At 42.6% G+C, this 19,603-nt stretch carries 16 protein-coding genes; 1 reads left to right on the forward strand and 15 read right to left on the reverse strand.

The window, feature by feature from the left end; all coding sequences use genetic code 11:
- Positions 1 to 167: 167 nt before the first annotated feature.
- The 12 genes from QR40_RS12115 to QR40_RS12165 all read right to left on the reverse strand — a co-directional run bounded on the left by QR40_RS12115 (position 168) and on the right by QR40_RS12165 (position 12,920).
- Positions 168 to 1,613, reverse strand: a complete 1,446-nt coding sequence (locus QR40_RS12115) for an alpha-L-fucosidase (RefSeq protein WP_052430818.1) — start codon at positions 1,611 to 1,613, stop codon at positions 168 to 170.
- Positions 1,614 to 1,627: 14 nt separating this feature from the next.
- The gene (locus QR40_RS12120; RefSeq protein ID WP_044295187.1) at positions 1,628 to 2,716 is read right to left on the reverse strand and encodes a hypothetical protein; all 1,089 of its coding nucleotides are present in this window, start codon (positions 2,714 to 2,716) and stop codon (positions 1,628 to 1,630) included.
- A 3-nt stretch (positions 2,717 to 2,719) separates the two neighbouring features.
- Positions 2,720 to 5,071, reverse strand: a complete 2,352-nt coding sequence (locus QR40_RS12125) for a glycoside hydrolase family 3 N-terminal domain-containing protein (protein WP_044295189.1) — start codon at positions 5,069 to 5,071, stop codon at positions 2,720 to 2,722.
- Positions 5,072 to 5,158: 87 nt separating this feature from the next.
- A complete protein-coding gene (locus tag QR40_RS12130) occupies positions 5,159 to 5,782 on the reverse strand; it encodes a class I SAM-dependent methyltransferase (RefSeq protein WP_044295190.1) in 624 nt (207 codons plus the stop codon).
- Positions 5,783 to 6,027: 245 nt separating this feature from the next.
- Complete coding sequence (locus QR40_RS12135) at positions 6,028 to 6,591, reverse strand: TetR/AcrR family transcriptional regulator (protein WP_027292745.1); 564 nt, start codon at positions 6,589 to 6,591, stop codon at positions 6,028 to 6,030.
- Positions 6,592 to 6,638: 47 nt separating this feature from the next.
- Complete coding sequence (locus QR40_RS31765; protein WP_160295803.1) at positions 6,639 to 6,788, reverse strand: hypothetical protein; 150 nt, start codon at positions 6,786 to 6,788, stop codon at positions 6,639 to 6,641.
- The gene (locus QR40_RS12140; RefSeq protein WP_044295192.1) at positions 6,757 to 7,428 is read right to left on the reverse strand and encodes an MgtC/SapB family protein; all 672 of its coding nucleotides are present in this window, start codon (positions 7,426 to 7,428) and stop codon (positions 6,757 to 6,759) included. The genes QR40_RS31765 and QR40_RS12140 overlap by 32 nt, the downstream gene beginning before the upstream one ends.
- Positions 7,429 to 7,436: 8 nt before the next feature.
- A complete protein-coding gene (locus QR40_RS12145) occupies positions 7,437 to 8,156 on the reverse strand; it encodes a phosphatase (protein ID WP_044295194.1) in 720 nt (239 codons plus the stop codon).
- A 4-nt stretch (positions 8,157 to 8,160) separates the two neighbouring features.
- Entirely contained in the window at positions 8,161 to 9,021 is an 861-nt protein-coding gene (locus QR40_RS12150; RefSeq protein WP_044295195.1) for a sugar phosphate isomerase/epimerase family protein, read from the reverse strand.
- Between the two features lie 15 nt (positions 9,022 to 9,036).
- On the reverse strand, positions 9,037 to 10,719 hold the full coding sequence (locus tag QR40_RS12155; protein ID WP_044295197.1) for an ABC transporter permease: 1,683 nt from the start codon (positions 10,717 to 10,719) through the stop codon (positions 9,037 to 9,039).
- The gene (locus tag QR40_RS12160) at positions 10,709 to 11,797 is read right to left on the reverse strand and encodes an ABC transporter ATP-binding protein (RefSeq protein ID WP_242858506.1); all 1,089 of its coding nucleotides are present in this window, start codon (positions 11,795 to 11,797) and stop codon (positions 10,709 to 10,711) included. The genes QR40_RS12155 and QR40_RS12160 overlap by 11 nt, the downstream gene beginning before the upstream one ends.
- A gap of 4 nt (positions 11,798 to 11,801) precedes the next feature.
- Positions 11,802 to 12,920, reverse strand: a complete 1,119-nt coding sequence (locus QR40_RS12165) for an extracellular solute-binding protein (RefSeq protein ID WP_052430819.1) — start codon at positions 12,918 to 12,920, stop codon at positions 11,802 to 11,804.
- Between the two features lie 489 nt (positions 12,921 to 13,409).
- On the opposite strand from QR40_RS12165, the gene QR40_RS12170 reads away from it, so the two are divergent.
- Positions 13,410 to 14,435 carry a LacI family DNA-binding transcriptional regulator gene (locus QR40_RS12170; RefSeq protein WP_044295200.1) on the forward strand — a complete coding sequence of 342 codons (1,026 nt, stop codon included), beginning with the start codon at positions 13,410 to 13,412 and terminating at the stop codon, positions 14,433 to 14,435.
- Positions 14,436 to 14,717: 282 nt separating this feature from the next.
- On the opposite strand, the gene QR40_RS12175 is transcribed toward QR40_RS12170, so the two are convergent.
- Genes QR40_RS12175 through QR40_RS12185 form a run of 3 tightly spaced genes read right to left on the reverse strand, consistent with a single transcriptional unit; the run spans position 14,718 to position 19,297 of the window.
- Complete coding sequence (locus QR40_RS12175) at positions 14,718 to 16,124, reverse strand: glycoside hydrolase family 1 protein (protein ID WP_044295201.1); 1,407 nt, start codon at positions 16,122 to 16,124, stop codon at positions 14,718 to 14,720.
- A gap of 16 nt (positions 16,125 to 16,140) precedes the next feature.
- A complete protein-coding gene (locus tag QR40_RS12180) occupies positions 16,141 to 17,421 on the reverse strand; it encodes a glycoside hydrolase family 140 protein (RefSeq protein WP_242858507.1) in 1,281 nt (426 codons plus the stop codon).
- Positions 17,408 to 19,297 (reverse strand): beta-glucoside-specific PTS transporter subunit IIABC, encoded by a 1,890-nt coding sequence (locus QR40_RS12185; RefSeq protein ID WP_052430820.1) that lies wholly within the window; start codon positions 19,295 to 19,297, stop codon positions 17,408 to 17,410. Before QR40_RS12185 ends, QR40_RS12180 begins: the two co-directional genes overlap by 14 nt.
- Between the last annotated feature and the right edge of the window lie 306 nt (positions 19,298 to 19,603).

Consider the following 19,603-nt stretch of genomic DNA (forward strand, 5'->3'; position numbering starts at 1 on the left):
CCGATTTGCGCCTCCGAGAGTATTTGATGATTCATTGTATTTATTATATCATAAAATTCGTTCATGAATATATGCAACGTTCGTAAAATTTATAGTATGTTTCGTATATCTCCAGCCATCCATTCTGCAAAAAGCAGTGCTGATACCGCCACAAAAGGATTCCCGGTCTAAAAAGGAGACTTCCGGGCAATTTCCAGTACCCAGGCATAATCACAGGGCTTTTGGTCCGGAAGATTTACAACCAGCCCCTCATCCGTACAGCTCCACTGCAGCGGTTTTCCATTACCTAGCATAGTAATCTCTTCTATTTCTCCCGGATAGAACCGGGCGGCACTTCTGATGACTGCCTTTCCATCCTGCGGCCACCCAAGAAGTGCCGCATAAAGCATGTTTCCATTAACGGTAAACCGGATATCCTCCGGCCCATACTGAAGCTTTTCTCCTTCACTGAACATACCGGCCTTTTCCATTTTAGCCGGGCCTTCTCCGAATGTCATCCAGGGTGTGGTATCATAGATTGCATCACCGTTAACTTCCAGCCATTTTCCCATTTCCAGAAGGATATGTCTGGCTTCTTCCGGAATCTCTCCATTGGGTTTTGGACCTACATTGAGCAGGAGATATCCGTTCTTGCTCACATTGTCAATGAGATAGTGTACCAGTTCCTCCGGCTGCTTATATTCCGCATCAAACAGATAGCACCATCCCTCCCCGTCATCTACGGTGGTATCGGTGATCCATTCGTGATACATCATCCGGTCAAATCTTCCCAGTTCCAGATCAATGACACCATTTCCCACCGGAAGATCCTGATATTTATAGGTAATGACTACTTCTCTTCCCTGCTCTTCACTTTTATTATAGTAATAAGCCAGCATCTCTTCCCGGTAGGTTTCCGGCATAAATCCCAGACCAAAGTCAAACCATAGCATATCCGGTGAAAACCGGTCGATAATTTCCTTGCATTTTGCAAGCCATTTGTCACAAAATGCTTTATCCGGCAGAGTCTGTGCATTCCAGATCGGCCATTCGCCCTTATCCGGTATCCCGTCCTTCCAGTCCAGGTCATGCGGGGTACCGTACAGATCAAAATACTCCGGATCCGATAAATCTGTTCCCTCTGCCCAGTGTGGAAAGAACCTCCAGTTTTCCGCATGATGAAGCGCCACCATATACTTCATTCCCTGCGCCCGGATCTCCCGTTCCATCTCCGCCACAACATCTGCTTTGGGACCCATTTTCGCAGAATTCCACCGGTTTAAACCGGTGTCCCACATACTAAATCCGTCATGATGCTCGCCTACTGGTCCTGCAAATTTTGCTCCTGCCTTTGCAAATAATTCGGCCCATTCCCTGGCATTGAACTTTTCTCCGGTAAATGCCGGGATAAAATCCTTATATCCATATACGGATGGATCTCCGTATGTTTTTGTATGGTAATCATATTGGGGACTGCCTTTCTGATACATATAAAAGCCATACCAGCTTCCATTGGGTCTGCAGGCAGGTACGGAATAAATCCCCCAGTGTGTGTAGATTCCGAATTTTGCCTTCTGAAACCATGACGGTGTTTGATGGGTTTTCAGTGAATTCCAGGATGCTTCATATTTCATAATGTACTTCCTCCTCATGCATGTGTATTTTTTTCCACATAGCGTATAATCTTATTGGCTTCATCCACGGTATCTGCATAAGTATGCAGATACAGCCCCCTGGATGACAGGTTATCAAGCAATGCGGGAATATCCGATGCCGGAGTCAGCACCAGGATCTTTTTCCCTGCCTCCTGCATCCGCTTCAGTGCAGGAATAAAATGTGCGGGACTTTCCTGCCCATCCACATTGGTCCATTGAATCATTTGAAGCTCTTTCAGGTCCAGTAAATGATCCAGATGGCTGATCTGTTCTTTTCCGTCAAAATGGTAAACAGGATATTCTTCCCATTCCATCTGCTTTTTGAGTTCCGGTACCACAAACTTCTGATAACAGTCCGGCGAGAACATGACAGACATATCACACTGCATCTGGGCATGGCGCCCCGGTGCCCAGGTGTCCATCCACCCAACACAGCTGCCCCCTTCGTTGCAGTTCTTCCCCAATTGATAGAAAGTCTCCGCCGCATCTGTCCAGCCTTCATTGATTGTTGATATGGCCGCCTGAACTGCCCCGGGACAGCTATACATGTCCATCATGGTTTCCATAGAACCATGCAGATGTCCGATGGCATCCAGTGTGCCGCAGTTATCCGGCATAGACAGCAGATAATTTCCCATGCCCTTTTCTGCAAGATATTGGACAATCTCCCGCTGGCGGCGGTAGAATCTATTTTCACGGTCATATTTCCATTGGTGCTCCTCCAGGTCTTCCACCACTGAATCAAACCAGATCGTATCCGCTTTTAACGTGTATTTACCGCCGTAGTAAACACAGTGCCCGGAGGCTCCAAAATTTGGCATCACCAGGGGCAGTGACTCCCCTCCGAAATAGGTATGTTCCAGCCGCAGGATATTACGTTTCCAGATCCGCTCCGGGTTCATCCAGTAATCTTCCAGATCTTCCGGGTCATTTGGATTACATTCACCGGGAGCAAATATGTGTACATTTGTTTTACCGTCCCGGGGAGCTGCAACGGATATACAGCAGCGATCCAGTATCTCATTGTCCCATAACGCTGTCAGTCTGGCTTTTGCTTTTTCCCAGTCTTCTTTATAGTACATAAACTACACCTGCTTTCTTACAATTACCTGATTTTCAAATACCCGGTCTGCTTTACACTTATTCCCTGTCAGGATGATATTGTCTCTGAACCGGATATCATTGGAGGCTGCCCCCACCATAACCTCGATTGTTCCCGGCTCCAGCACATAATCCATATTGATATCATAAAATCCCATCTGCGCCGATTTAATGGTAAATTCCAGCACCTTACTTTCACCGGGCTTCAATGTGATTCTCTTATATGCTTTCAGTTCCTGTACCGGTCTGGTGACACTGGCAGCCACATCCCGTATATAAAGCTGTACTACTTCATCACCTTCCCGGTCTCCGATGTTGGTGATCTTAACGGAGGCTTCCAGACTGCCTCCTACCGCTATTTCCTTTTTTTCTATTTTGAAATCTTCAAAACGGAAATCTGTATAACTCAGTCCATAGCCAAATGCATACAGAGGGGAAGCACTGACGTCATCGTAATTTCCTCTCCAGTGGGAACGCCCGCCGGATTTTTTATGCATATAGTACACCGGAATCTGCCCGGAGGTCCGTGGTACGGATACCGGAAGTTTGCCGCCCGGGTTCCTGTCTCCGAATAGAATTTCTGCTACGGCTTTTCCTCCCTCTTCTCCAGGGAACCACGCTTCCAGAATTGCCGGGATATGCTCTTCTTCCCAGGTAATCGAATAGGGGCGCCCGTTGCTCAGCACCAGAACTACCGGTACCCCGGTGGCTGCAATGGCGCGTACCAGTTCTCCCTGTACTCCCGGAAGACTTAATTCTGCCCGGTCCACCGATTCTCCCACCGTACATTCCAGAGTAATTCCAGTCAGATCGCCCAAAAACAACAGTACGGTGTCAGCCTGTCTGGCAGCATTTACCGCTTCTGTAAATCCATCTCTGGAAGTCCCTTTTATCTCACATCCTTTTGCATAGATAATCTCCGTATCCGAAGACACCGCCTTTTTGATTGCCTCAAGGTAACTCTCCATCTGCACGATATTCCCGGACATTTCAATATTCTCCGGTATGGGCTGATTCATGGCATTTCCCTGGCTCTCATGCAGCTCCAGCAGACCTTCGATCTGTCCCTGATAGGTGTAGTCCCCGATCATATGCCGGATATTGTCTGCAGAAGGACCGATGACAGCCAGTTTTTTGATATCCTTTGATAAAGGCAGAAGCCGGTTCTCGTTTTTCAGTAAAACAACGGACTTTCTTGCCGCTTCCAGGGCAAGCTGACGATCCTCAGGCGTATCAAACTGCTCCAATGTCTTCTCCGCTTCCACATATGGATGTTCAAATAATCCCAGACGGAATTTAAATGTCAGGACTTTTCTTACACTGGTCCGGATCAGTTCCATGGAAATATCTCCCTTTTCTACCGCGCGCTTTAAAGGTCCCCCAAAGCAGTCCACATTGGGAAGTTCTACATCCATGCCTGCTTCCAGCGCCATTTTTGCTGCTTCTTCTTTATCCGCTGCCATATTGTGATAATCAAAGATCTGGTTAATGGCAAAATAATCAGAAACTACAATGCCCTCAAATCCCCACTCTTCTTTCAGGATATCGTTCAGCAGCTTCTTCGAAGCACCGCAGGGTACGCCGTCAATCTCATGATATCCATTCATAATGGATGCCAGATTTCCTTCCTTTACCGCCATCTCAAATGGTGTCAGGTATACTTCCCGCAGCTCCCGCTCCGGCAGATGAACCGGCGCCCAGTTCATACCGCCTTCCGATGCGCCGTAGCCTACAAAATGCTTCCCGGTTGCCAGAACTCCCTGCTCTTTCAAATCACCCTGGATTCCCTTTACATAGGCTGTGCCCATAGTCCCCACCACATAGGGATCTTCCCCATAGGTCTCTTCCATACGTCCCCAGCGCGGATCCCTTGCAACGTCTAACAGCGGCGCAAGGGCCTGATGTGCTCCTGCAGCCCTCATCTGTCTGCCAATCACCTTGCCTATCTGTTCACTCAGCTCCGGATCAAAAGAAGATGCCACTCCTATGGTCTGTGGAAATGTAGTAGCGCCGATTGCCGTAAAGCCGCTGCAAGCCTCCTCATGAATCATCGCTGGTATCCCCAGCCTGGTTTCTTCCACCAGATATTTCTGAATCTGATTTGCCATCCTGGCTGCCTCATCCGGTTTCAGGCTGCTGCCGCCGCAGACTCTTGTAATCTGTCCAATCCCATCATGCAGATATCTTTGTGCTTTCTCCTGAGACAGGTTCTTCCCGTCATCTAACTGGTAGATCCAGTATGATCCAAGCTGCGCAGCCATCTCATCCAGTGTCATCCGCCCCATCAGATCCTCTACCCTTTCCTCTATGGAAAGAGAATCATTTTTATATTTCATTCCTAATCCTCCTCGTATCTTTTGGGGAAATTATAGCATGGAGGAATTTGTAATTTAATTCACTGTATTTCGATTTCTTGCAATTTGTTATGTTTCAGGTGTCGCCGAAAACATAAATGTCTTATAATTTATCTTCTTCCAATCTTTAATCTGAAAACCATACCTTTGGAATAATGGAATAATTTCCTTCTTATGCCAGATCTTTGCCTCCCCGGAATGACTGTATTTCATAAGCCAGTTCAGCATATTGGTAAAGATTTTCCCCGGCAGAGTCGGATCCCCCAATATGACCGTTCCGTCAGGCTTTAAAACTCTTTTCATCTCTGCAACTGCTTTCTCTGCTCTGGGATAGTGATGGAAGGAAGCATTACAGATAATCAGATCAAAGGTATGATCCTCATATGGAAGATTTTCTGCATCCCCTACACACAGTTCCACTTCATTTCCAAAACGTTTCTTTGTCTCCTCTATCATTTTTTCTGAGATATCCAGTCCGTAGTACTTTGCAGATATCCGGCTTTTCAGCAAATGTATGACATTTCCATTTCCACACCCCAAATCCAGTACACTGTCAGGCTTCAAAGCTGCCGCCCTCTCCACAATCTCCTGATACATGCAATATACAAATTTTCCGTCATGACTTTGATCATAATCCTCCGCGGTACTGTTAAAATATTGTTTTGTTAATTCCTTACTGCTTTCTTTACGCATAAATTTCTCCTTTCCTGAAACTGATTTTTTTTGCATTTGTTCAGATTCTAAGCATATTGATTAATATTCATTGACTCGTATTCATTGAAATATATTCATTGACTTTCGTTCAATCACAAGGTATTTGTTTGCCCTGCCAAACTTGGCAGGGCTGATTATACTTAGTATCAATAGCTGTTTGCTTATTCTGTACGACGTAGCAATAGAAACATGAATGTCATATTCTAAATGTCTAAAATCTTGTTCTAATCTAATATTTTTTTAAATATCTTCCTGATAAACGCAATTCTCTTTTCAACCGGTACACTTTCCTCATTCATAACCGAAGACTGTCCATTCCACAAAAAATGTGCTAACAGACCGGTATCTTCTGCCTGGATTTCCTTACGCTTAGCCAGACACGCTATGTAATTCTGCATAAACGGAAAGATCTCTTTTGACATGTACAATTCCAGCTGCTTATGAAATAGTTCATTTCCTTCTTTGTTAAAAAATTCTTTGTATTTATAACCGTGTTCCTGGCTGATAGAGATTTTCTCCATGGCATCCAGACATTCATCTAAAGGTAATTCAGTCTGTTGAAAAATGGAAATGAATGCACTGCTGCATTCCTTTGCATATTGTGTCACGGCTGTTTTATAAAGTTCCTGCTTATTTTGAAAATAGTGGTAGCACAAACCTGCCACAACATTTGCTTCTCTTGCTATATCCTTCATTGTTGCGGCTTCATATCCCTTTTCAGCAAATACTTTCATAGCCACATCTATGATCTCCTGTTTTCTTACTTCCGGTTCTTTTGATATGCGCATATTATCACCTCGAAAATCATTCTACCATATGATTGAATATGAGTCAATCAGGAATTCAGGAACTTATTGTAGTCTGCGGAAGAAAATGCACACTTTACGCCGCTGCACCAGATTGTCATGCAATTATTGGTTACTTTAGTCAGTACCCGGCATGACTTTTCTGCTTTAATATCTTCCTTCTCTTTCAAACTCTGCATTTCTTACTCCGCTGATCGTAGCAAGATCTTCAATGATATCCGCAAGTGATATATCCTCATTATAAGATAAAGTCAGCTCAATCTTAAAGATATGTGAATCCATATTTTTTACTAACATATATACTATGTTCATATTATAATCTGACACTATCTGCAAAACCTGTGAAATAGTCTCTTTTCCATTTAGGATTTCCAATTCCAGGGCAACTGCTCTTTTATGCTTCAACTGCCACCTTTCCAACATCCGAAGAAACTTGAGTGAACCGAATACTGCCAATGTAGAAAAAACAGCTTCTTTATACAGGCCTGTTCCTACCGTAATTCCAATACATGCGACTGCCCAGAGGCTTGCTGCTGTGGTAAGGCCTTTAATACTATTTCCCTCTTTAATAATGGTACCTGCTCCCAAAAATCCAATGCCACTAATGACCTGCGCACCCAAACGAAAGGGATCTGATGCATAACTTCCCATAACCTGTCCATAGAATTCAAGGGATGTGACTTGTACAATGGCGGCTCCCACGCATACCAGGACATGTGTCCGCAGACCTGCCGGCCGGTTTTTATGCTCTCGCTCATATCCGATAATTCCGCTCAGCAGAATTGCAAGAAATAGCTTCAGCAGTGTTTCATACCACATGGATTTCTTTATTCAGAATCTAAGCCAATAGATTCCAGATATTTTTTCAGCCGCCCGCAATCTGTATTTATAATTAAATTTTCCGGAAAGTCAATACTTTCTAACATTTCAAAAGCCTTTTTACATTCTCCGACTTCGAATTCCGAATGTGCATCTGAATTCACTGCTACCGGTACTTCATACTGTTTGCAAAGTTTAGCAATGTGTATACAGTTTGGGATCGACTTTTCTCTGCAGATAAACGTATGTGCATTTATTTCCACCACTTTATCATATTTCTTAAAAACCGGTATTACCTTTTCATAATCATACAGAAACTCTGCGGAACCGGAATGTCCGATAATATGTACCAATGGATTCTCTGCCACTTTTAAATAAGCATTTGTATGTTCCTCCATTGTTCCCGGCACCAGGCATGCGGTATGAAATGATGCAATCACAACTTCCATTTTTTTCAGAGCTTCTTCAGGCATATCCAGATTTCCATTAAAATCCATAATATTAGCTTCAACACCCTTTATCAAACGAATGCCTGCAATCTGCTCCGGCAAAGATAGTAAATTTTCAAAATAATTAACCGATGGTGCATCCTCACATCCAATACCATGGTCGGTAATGGCAAGCACCTTTAAACCTTTTCCATTTGCAGCCGTAATATTTTCTCTCAGGGTGCTGTAAGCATGGACAGATGCAATCGTATGGCAATGTAAATCACCAACTAACTTCATATCATCACCTGCTGCTTTCTAATATAGACAATAGGGCTTTTCTGCTGTTTTGTAAATTTTTTGGTGTACATAGATAAAACTCCATCATGTAAAGACCCTGATATTGTATTTCCAGGAGTGCCTTAATAAATAGATAATAGTCTATCGTACCCTCACCCACCGGAAGGTGTTCATCTTGCCATGTCTCTTTACGGGGACCATGATTATCATGAATATGCAAATGGTGAAGCAGATTCCCTGCGGCAATTACTTCCGAATAGATTTCTTCTCCCATATGATAGCAATGTCCCACATCAAAAACCTGCTTAATATTCTCTCTGTTTACCGCATTTAAATAACGCTTTAAATCTTCTGTGGTAATAGTAAGCTGAGCTCCGTTGAGATTTTCGGTATAAAGTATCATACCTTCTTCTTTTGCCATATCACATGCACACTGCATCATTTCTACAGAAAGACGAAATGCCTTTTCATAAACATCTTTTGCATTAGCGGTTTTTTTATCAGACCGCAGAACAGGTACATGAATACCTGCACCTCTATCACCGGAGTGGATGATTATCTCTTTTCCCCCAAGCCATTTTGTATAGGCGATACAGTTTTTTATTTCTTCTAGAATTCCTTTTCGAAGGGTGCTGTTTTCTTCTGCTAAATTGAAACCTGAAATATGCACCAGTACCTGTGGATGATATTTGTCTGCAATCTCTTTCACTGCATCATTATAATCCTTGGTATCTACATGCTCCATATTCTCATAATACGTAACCTCAATAGCCTGATAAGTCCCATCTCTTAACACGGCCTCTCCTACTGTCCGAATATCATCCGGCGTCATTTTCAAATTGATATTAAATCCAAATCTTTCCATCTTATCCCTCTTTCTTTAATAATTTCTGTATTTTTGTGTTGCAGCCAAGGTAATACCCGAGAAAATCATCAATACAACAATATAGACCAGTGTACTTGCTGCCGAATACGGATCGGGGTTTGTTGCCGGTGTACGGAGAACGATACCCAGGGGAACCGTATCAGCACTATATAAAAGTGCAGATACCGTATATTCAGAAAGTAATCCGTTAAATGTAATTGCCCCCACAGATACTGCCGTAGGTAACATGGCTGGAAGAATAACCCGCAGCATTGTATAAATTGGTCCGGCTCCCAACGCCCTGGCCGCCTCCTCATGAGATGTATTGATATTATACAGGGAGGCCTTGATCAAACGCATGGCCTGAGGAATGCTGGTTACCGCATAAGCAATGGGCAATAGCCAAAATCCCCCCAAAAGAGCGACTCCCAGTACCATGATATTGGGCTGAGAATAGGTAGAGATCATTCCGACTGCCAGCATGGTTGCCGGAAGCATCCATGGTATTAACAAGGTCAATTCTAAAATCAAAGTCATTTTGTTCTTATTTTTGTGAATCGCCAGTGCCGAAATAATGCAAATAATCATTACAATTACCACAGCTATCAGACTGAGCTTAACGCTATTCATCAGAGGCTTAAGGGTTACACTGCGTGAAAAGACACGGATATAGTTTTCCAGTGTAAAACTCTTCGGAAAAGTCTGGTCTACAATAGTCTGAATATCTGCAAAAGAAAAAATCAGGATTCCGGCAATGGGCAACGCGTAAATGATCCCCAGCAGATAAGATATTCCATGAACCAATACATTCAAAAATGGATTTCTTATTTTCATTTTGCGTATTTTAGTAGGGACCTTAGATACTGAAACATAATTATTTCTTCGCTCAAACCATTTCATTACCAGCAGTAGGATAATACAGGTAAATGCCAGAACCAATGCCAGCAATGCTGCTAAATCTCTGCTTCCTATACTATTCAGGTTAAGAATCATACTGTTAATTAAATAAAAATCTTTCCCACCAAGTACAGCCGGTGCTGCAAATGAGTTTAAAGACATCAGGGTCAGAAGTACCGTTGCAGAAAATATAGAAGGTTTAATGACCGGAAGCGCAACCTTAAAAAATGCCTTTATATTGTTTCCACCAAGACTCCTGCAAGCTTCAATGGTAGAGTAATCGATTCTCTTAAATGTTGTTTTCACAAACAATATATGGTAGGTTGTCATAGAAAAACTATGTACAAAAAGTACCCCCACAAACCCGGTAAACCACTTTGGATCCATCCCTGGAAAAACATCCACCAAAAGCTTTGTCACAAAACCGTTTGAAGAGTAAATATAATTGTATCCTGTTACGAGAGAAATACCACCATAAATCAATGGAGTATGAAAAGCCGCTGATAAAATTTTTGATCCTTTGATATCAAAATACTCCGTGACCAAAATCTGAAAAATACCGATAATACTTACCGTTACAACGGTACAGACGGCCATCAGATATGTGTTTTTTAATGAGCTGACCACTCGCTTTGAAGCTGTCAGCTTTTTCACTACATCAATGCTAAAGCTGCCATCCGCAAAGAAAATCTCTCGAAATACCCCAATTACCGGAAGGATAATAAAAGCAGCAATAAACCATCCGATAATCAGAAATAATATCCCATATAAAATATATTGAATTCGCTTTTTACTGCTCATGGGCACTCCCTCCAAAAACAATAACATCTGATTCTTTGAACCATACGCTTACCTCGTCCCCAATCTGAAACAGATCCTCATCTGCGAACACAAGGCTGCTGATCCGTTTCCCGTCACCTAAAAGCAAATTCACCTTGGAATAAGCTCCCTGAAACTCAAAGCTTTCTACTCGTGCAGGAAAACGGAAAAATCCTATTTCTTCTTCCATACTGCTTCTTTTGGCTACCATAAGCTTCTGTGGACGAACGTAACAAGAGCATTCAGGATTGAGTTCATTTTTTTCTTTAAATGCTTTATCAATTTCTCCCTCCAGTAAATTGATTTCTCCCACAAAACGGGCGACAAATTCACTTGAAGGGGAATGATAAATCTCCCGGGGCGTTCCCACCTGCTCCAGACATCCCAGATTAAATACGGCTATCCTGTCAGAAATGGCAAGGGCCTCTTCTTGATCATGGGTAACATAGATAGTCGTAATTCCCAGTTCCTTTTGAAGTCTTTTGACTTCTTCCCGCATAGTAATACGCAGTTTGGCATCCAGGTTTGATAAGGGCTCATCCATGAGTAAAATCCTTGGTTCCAACACCAACGCACGTGCAATAGCAATCCTCTGCTGCTGTCCTCCGGAAAGATCAGAAACCTTCTTATGCAAGTGCTCTGTAATTCCTGTACGCTCTGCCACATTTTTCACCTTCATCTGGATTACTTTTTTATTTACCTTATGAGCCTTCAGTCCAAAAGCAATATTTTCATATACATCCATACTTGGAAAAAGTGCATAGCTTTGAAACACAAAACCCAGATTTCTCTCTTCCGGCAACATTCCCGAAATGTCACGTCCGGAAACAACAATCTGACCCCTTGATGCTTTTTCAAATCCTGAAATACAACGCAGGGTAGTGGTCTTTCCACAACCGGATGGACCTAAAAAGGTAAAAAATTCCCCTTCCTTAATATCAATATTCAGTTCTTTTACTGCTATAAAATCTCCATATTTTATTTCTAAATCTTTAATTTCAATCATATGCGGTCTCCATTTTGCAACAGACGGCTTTTTTGCCGCCTGTTGTTTCTCCATCCTATTACGGCATAATCTCTAATTCTATTTTTTCCAACCATTTATCTAAATTCTTTGCAGCTACTTCCCAGTCAATATTCTGTGCCGTAAACATCGTAGCATTCTCTTTTACTTCCTCTGGACATAGCTCAATGGCTTCCGGTGATGCAGGTGCCTGTCCAAATTCCTTAGCATAAGCGGCCATTACTTCTGCAGATCCAAACCAGTCAATGAATTTCTTTCCCCCATCTTGGTTTTTTCCTCCCTTAACAAGGCCAATCGCTTCTGCCACCACAGGAGTACCGCTCTCTGGTTTTACATATTCCACAGGTATCTGATTTTTCGCACAATTTGAAACCACACCTCCATACCACCATAGCAGTATAGGCAGCTCTCCATCCTTAAATGCCTTCCATATATCCGCATCTGAGCTTGGCAGTGTACCTGCATTCTCATATACCTGACTTAAGAAATCCCAGCCTTCCTGAGAAATGTCTCCGGTTTCCGCATCATAATACTTCCATAGCATTCCAACCAAATATGTTCTCGTTGTCTGTGCTGATGTAGCTCCAATACCATACAATCCACTATATTCCGGTTTATTTAAATCCTCCCACCCCTTCGGTGCCTTATCGGTTGAAAGGAATTCGGGATTATAAGCAATTACAATGGGCGTCTGCCAAAAGCTGTTAAAATATCCTTCTTTGTCCCGGTATACTTCTGGCAGCCCTTCTACCCATGCCGGTTCATAAACGTCTAATATTTCCTCAGTTTTCAACTTATACATAGCGGTCTGGGCCAACCCCATTACCACATCTGCCTGGGGATTATTCTTCTCTGCAACCAGCCTGTCGGAAAGTTCTCCTCCGCCCGCACACAAAAACTGAATGTTCAGTCCCAGTTCCTCTTTTGCCTTATCTTTAATCCAGGTTCCTCTCAGTTCATCTCCTTGAGGCGAATACACTACAATTGTTCCTTCTCCTCCATTTTGTTTTTCTTCAGAATCTGTATTTTCTTTGGTTGCCTCCTCAAATGCTGCCTTTTCCTGGGTACCATCTTTTTCTTTCTCTGTATTACTGCCACATCCAGATACGGTAAATGAAACTGCTAAAAATATTGCTGCCATTTTCTTAAATTTAATCATAGTCCTTATCCTTTCCAAATCCCTTCCGTTTTTTCTGATTCCGTTGTACTATGTAACCTGTTATTTCTGTATACCCGTAAATCATTCCCCAAAAATTCCTGTATACGCTATGTCCTCTGGTTATTTTGCCCTCCTTTTTCTCTTTTGTAATTCATACGATACTATACTTTTACTAAATTGTCAATAAGTTTTACTGAAATATATGTAAATTTTAGTAAAACTTATTGTAAGGATTGCGTAAACTCCATAACTCGCCCACTATAAGCAATTGTATATGAAAATATCTGTAACACCCTTCCTTATTAGGTTTCACCAGGCTCAAAGAATCATGTGTTTCTCTCTTGTAGGAATATACCTATTGATTAGCAGCAAGAAAATGCGGTGACGAATATTTAGTAAATGCTAGTTGTATTTACTAAATATTTATTATATAATGAATAGAACTACTTTAAGAAAGGAGTGCATAGCGTATCGCTATGTTATTAACCTATGACAACTATTAAAGAAATCGCTGAAACTCTTAGTCTTTCATCAGCAACGGTATCCAGAGCCTTACGGAATGATGAGACTTTATCCATAACTGCCGAGACAAAAGCCCGTATATTCATGACCGCAGACAAACTGGGGTACGTGGCAAAGGGAAAAAAGATATTGACGCAGAATTCCGAGTCCAACATTACAGTTCTTCATAAGAAACAGACTTTTCGGAATCAAATAGATTCCTCCTACTATTTTTCCGTCCGGACAGGTATTGAGGATGCCTGTACCAAACATCAAATCTTATGCAATTTTATAACCATTGACGCTTTAAACAGCTATCGTAATACTACTGAAGGAATTCTGATTGTAGGAAATTATTCGCTGAAAGATTTTCAGCTATTTACATCCCACTTTCCATCAATTCCTATGGCTACCACCGGAATCATTTCTTATTATCCGGAACGGATCGATCATATTACACATAGCAATTATGATTCTCTGTCCATGGCCCTGGAACATTTATTCGAAAACGGGCATACCCAAATTGGTTATCTGGGGGTAGAAGAAGCTCCGGGAACCATCCAGTTCGGCTCCAGAAAAGAAATTTTCAAACAAATTCTGGAATCCCATAACTGCTTCCGCCCTGAGTGGGTATACGAAAGCAAGCACGGAAAAGACCGTGTAGAACGGGGGTATGCTACCATGAAAGGGTGGCTTTCCAAAAAACAGGCAATGCCTACCGCTCTTTTTTGTGCTAATGACCCTATTGCACTCGGCGCTCTAAAGGCCCTCAACGAGTCAGGTCTTCGTATTCCTGATGACATATCCATCGTAGCTCATGATGGTTCCTATCCCACCCAATATTCTCAGCCCCCCCTTTCCACAATTGATGTCCATCCATATCAGATTGGGTACGAAGCTGTTAATTTACTGTGTGAGCGAATGTCCGGGGAACGAAAAATCGCAAAAAAAGTAACTTTCTATCCCGAACTTTTAAATCGGCAGAGTGTTAAAAATTTTAATATAAATCTTTGAACAGGAGGACGCATAAAAGGAACTTGTTCTTATCTGCCCTCCCGCCCTACAAACCCAACGGTATAAAGGAAAGCTTTGTAACATTGAAGTATATCCCTGAAAGAGCAGAAGGCAGGCAAGGACAGGGGCTGAGAAAGTTTTGCCATTTCTGTGGCAAGCCTTCTCAGCCCCTGTCCTTGTCTGCCTTCTGCTCTTTCCGTACACGAAAAAAATGCAAAAGATCATCGCAGGCACTTATAGAACCTCAGGCAATAGAGTTATAACATGCAGGTGGAATAAATTTCACAATATCCTCCCATTACTTTGAATTACTTTCTTATACCAATGAAAACTCTTTTTCTTATATCTGTCCAGTGTCCCGCTTCCATCATCGTTCCGGTCCACATAGATAAAACCGTAACGTTTTTTCAATTCTGCGGTGGAAGCGCTGACAAGGTCAATGCATCCCCAGGTTGTATAGCCCAGAACCTCCACACCGTCTTCGATTGCTTCACGAAGCTGCACCAGATGGTCATGCAGGTATTGAATTCGATAATCGTCTTCCACAGTCTTATTCCCATGCTCGTCTTCAATGAGTAAATCCACTGCACCCAGTCCATTTTCTACAACAAACAGGGGCTTTTGATAACGGTCATAGAACATATTCAGCACATAGCGCAGCCCTTTCGGATCAATCTGCCATCCCCACTGGGATGCCTCTAAAGTAGGATTCGGTACCCCACCCAGCAAATTGCCGTTGCCCTTTTTCTGTTTCTCTTTATCGGCTGTGGCACAGACACTCATATAGTAACTGAACGATACAAAATCTACGGTATGTTTCAGGATTTCTTCATCTTCCGGCTCAAAGTGGATCTGAATATTCTGTTCTCTGAAATATCGCTTCATATATCCGGGATAGGTTCCTCTTACATGAACATCTCCAAAAAAGTAGTTTTTGTGTTCCTCTTCCATTAACTGTATCATATCATCCGGCGATGGGGTTAAAGGATACATCGGCATACTTAAAATCATGCATCCGATCTTTGCCTCCGGCATTATCTCATGTGCTATTTTCGTTGCCAGGGCACTGGCAACCAGCTCATGGTGCGCCGCCTGATAAAGCTCCTGTTCCGTCAGTTTTTCTGCCGGTGTATGGATGCCGCCGCTCATAAATGGGGCATGAAGCACAGAATTAATCTCATTAAATGTAAGCCAGTATTTTACCTTACTCCCAAACCGTTCAAACAGGGTTCTGACATAACGCTCATAAAATTGGATCAGCTTCCTGTCTGCCCATCCGTTATAATGTTCCGCCAGATACAATGGCGTCTCATAATGAGATATGGTAACGAGTGGTTCCATTCCGTATTTATGGCATTCGTCAAATAGATGATCATAAAATTGCAGTCCTTTTTCGTTAGGCTCTTCTTCATCACCATTTGGAAATATCCGGCTCCAGGCAATCGAGGTTCGAAATACCTGAAACCCCATTTCCGCAAACAGCCTGATATCTTCCTGATAACGGTGATAAAAATCAATTCCAATTAATTTTTTGTTATCCTCTGTTGGAACTGCCGTTCTGTCTCCCCGGATTCCCCGGGGCAGGACATCCTGAATGGACAGTCCCTTACCGTCTTCTTTATAAGCACCTTCACATTGGTTAGCGGCAACTGCCCCTCCCCAAAGAAAATTTTTTGGAAATTTACACATACTTACACCTCCTGTGCTATTTCTTTTCCAGTATCAGCAATACATCTTTATGGAACGGATGCATGGATATGACAGTGCTGCCATCCATTATATTCATCTCCGCGCACGCCACATATCTGGTTTCCAGATCTAAAGCTTTTGCTCTGTAACCTCTGAGTTCCATTCCGAGAACCACTTTTGTATTATAAGGCAGATAAATCAGATAGCAATCTTCTGCTGCCGCCATACGGATGTCCGATGAAGGATTTTCCAGGCAGGTATTTTGCGGAATCAGCTCCTGTATCCCATACTCCTCCAGTTTAAACCGGATAAATCCGTAATCCCATGCCCCAGGAAATTTAATAGCTTCCTGCCAGGGCAGCGGTTCATCAAAACCTTCACCCAGAACCGGATTTTTCGGGCAGTTTACCTTCTGCCAGTTCCAGATACCATGGGCCCCGTAAGTTACTCCTGCACAGGCACCTGATAAAACGCTGCTCCATGCTGCTTTTCGGATATCCACTGCCTCAAACCGCCCGTATTCCTGCCTGCTAAATCCCATCTGTTCATAACAGGGTTCTGCATTTATCATAGGTTTCTTCGGATATTTTTCCCGGAAACGTTCCGGAAGCACATAGGCCATCTGCTGCTCCCTGGCATTATGACCGGACTGAAACATATAAAAGTCAATCTTATCCAGAAATTCTTCCGGTATCACATCATATCCCCTTTTGATATGCATGGTTTTCAGGGAATCCGGGCTGTTTTCACAGAGGATCTTCAGGGCTGTTCCATAATATGCTTTTGCCTCCGGGGTATCAAAATCCGTATCCCCGCTTACTACATAAATAGGTTCAAAATCATCAAATTCTGAAATCACTTTTTTGGTATAGTCTTCCACAAATTCTGCTGGCATTACATTCATATCCAGCATTCTGCTTCCCCATGTACCAGGTACATAATTCAGCCACAGTACGACCAGGGCAAGCTGGAATCCCTGATCCACCGCCATGCGGCACATCTTTTTTGCCCGTTCATAATAATCCTGATTCCACTTTGAAAAGTCAAATTTATGTCCGTCTTTGGTTGGAAACGGATACAAACCGATATCCGATATACAGCGGTCCCACTGAGGCAGGGTATTGATCTGAAGCACGGTAAAGCCCTGTGCCTTTCTAATGCTCAGGTAATACTCCCATTCTTCCAGGCTTACGTTGGTAAAAGCACTCCAGATCGTATCGCCCAGGTAAAAGAACGGCTTGCCATTCAATATAAAATTACTTCCATTCTGATGAATCTTTACCCTACTCAATTTCATTCCCCCGCATTTTCAACATGATTACAGGATCTCCTGCTTTTACCATTCCTTCACCGGCTGATTTTACTTCTGAATATTCCTCTGTATTAGTGATAATGACTGGAGTAGTGGTATCATATCCGGCTCTCATAATCACTTCCAGGTCGGCTTCCATCAGGAGATCTCCGGCTTTTATCCTCTGCCCCTCAGAAACATGTACGGTAAATCCTGCTCCATTTAATTTCACGGTGTCCATTCCCACATGAATCAGGACTTCTGCCCCTTCTGCTGATGTAATGCCTACAGCATGTCCGGTAGGGAACAAAGCGCTTACCACACCATCACATGGTGCACAGATTTTACCGTCAAGAGGAACAATTGCAATCCCTTTCCCGAGTGCTTCAGCTGCGAAAGCTTCGTCTTTAACTTCGGAGAGCAGAATAACTTTTCCATTTACAGGGGATTTAATCTCTGCTTCCTGCTTGCCGCTGATAACTGTCCCTGCGTCTTCCGCTATAGAATTTTTGTCCGGCTCCAGTATCATATTGTCCTGGAATCCAAATAAATACGTTACAATCGCAGAACCAAAATATGCGATGGCGCAAGCGATACAAAATCCAGCAAAGCCTTTGCCAATATATCCCGGCAGTGTCAGAATACTGGTGGATAACAGCGTGGGGGCTCCTGCTCCGCTAGCTGCCACAATTGCTCCTGCAATTCCGGAAAATACGGCTCCAATAAAAAATGGTTTTTTATATTTTAATGTTATACCGTAAATTGCCGGCTCTGTAACACCGGCAAGTACAGCTGATAATGCTGCAGATCCGGAAAGCGATTTTAACTCTTTATTCTTTGTCTTTAAAAATACACCTAAAGTTGCACCTGCCTGTGCCATATTATTCGGTCCTGTTATGGTAAATAAAGTATCCCGTCCATATTCTGCTATATTATTAAATACAATTGGAGCAAATCCCCAATGGAGTCCAAACATAACCACTGCGGGCCATAGCAGCCCCAGCACAAATCCTGCAATGATCGGACTGAAGCCAACCATGCCTGTATAACCAGATGCCAGGAGATTCCCTGCAAAATCCGCAACCGGGCCAATTACCAGATACGTGGTTGGTACCATAATAACCAGGCTGAGTAAGGGTGTCATAAACCGTTTACAAATTTCAGGGAGAATATGTTTCAGTCCCTTTTCTAATTTAGATAATACATAAATAGAAATGATAATTGGAATAACGGAAGAAGTATAACTTACCAATACCACAGGTATATTCATAAAAGTCAGGGCCTCTCCTGCAGAATAAGCCGCCGTAATATCCGGATATACCAGTGCTGCCGCAATACCTACGGATACATATTGGTCTGCGTGAAATTTCTTAGCAGCAGTAAACGCCAGAAATACAGGTAAAAATGTAAATACTCCATCTGCGGCTGCATACAAAATGCGGTAAGTTCCCATATCTGCCGTCAGCCAGCCCAGTGTAGTACACAAGATCAGGATTCCCTTTAGCATACCTGCTCCGCACATAGCTGCCAGAATCGGTGCAAAGATTCCGGAGACCGTTTCCATGAACAGATTCAGAATGTTTTTCTTTCCCCTGTTCTCCACTTCTTCCGCTTCATCCTGTGCCTTAATTTTCGTATTTTTCAGAATTGCCTCGTATACATCTGCAACCTGGTTTCCGATTACAACCTGTATCTGCCCGCCGCTGTCAATGACCTTAATGACGCCTTCCAGCTGACCCAGTCTTTTTTTATCTACCCTGCTGCCATCCTTCACTTTAAAACGAAGACGCGTTGCACAATGAAATAAAGAAATTACATTTTCAGACCCGCCTACAAAGGTCTCTATCTTTTTTGACAAATCATCATAATTTTTCTTTGCCATGATCTCTCCTCCTAAAATCAACTGCATGAATTGTTTCTTTAAGATGCGCGCCAGAGCATGTTTTAAAATGCTCAAATCTTATTTGTCTGAATTTTAGCATTTCTCAATTCCACATACAATCCCCTCTGGATTTTTCTATCTATATGCTAATTTTCTCCCAAAAACGAACAGATATTTTAAAAAATTTGTAAAAAAACAACATGCTTTTAAATTTTCTTTAAAAGCATGTTGTTGCTATAATATACCGTACAGCATTGTTAGAAAGTAATTATAAAACATTAAATAGAGGTTTCGTTGAGAAAGGGA

It is taken from the genome of Robinsoniella peoriensis (genome assembly GCF_000797495.1).
Lineage (GTDB): Bacteria > Bacillota > Clostridia > Lachnospirales > Lachnospiraceae > Robinsoniella > Robinsoniella peoriensis.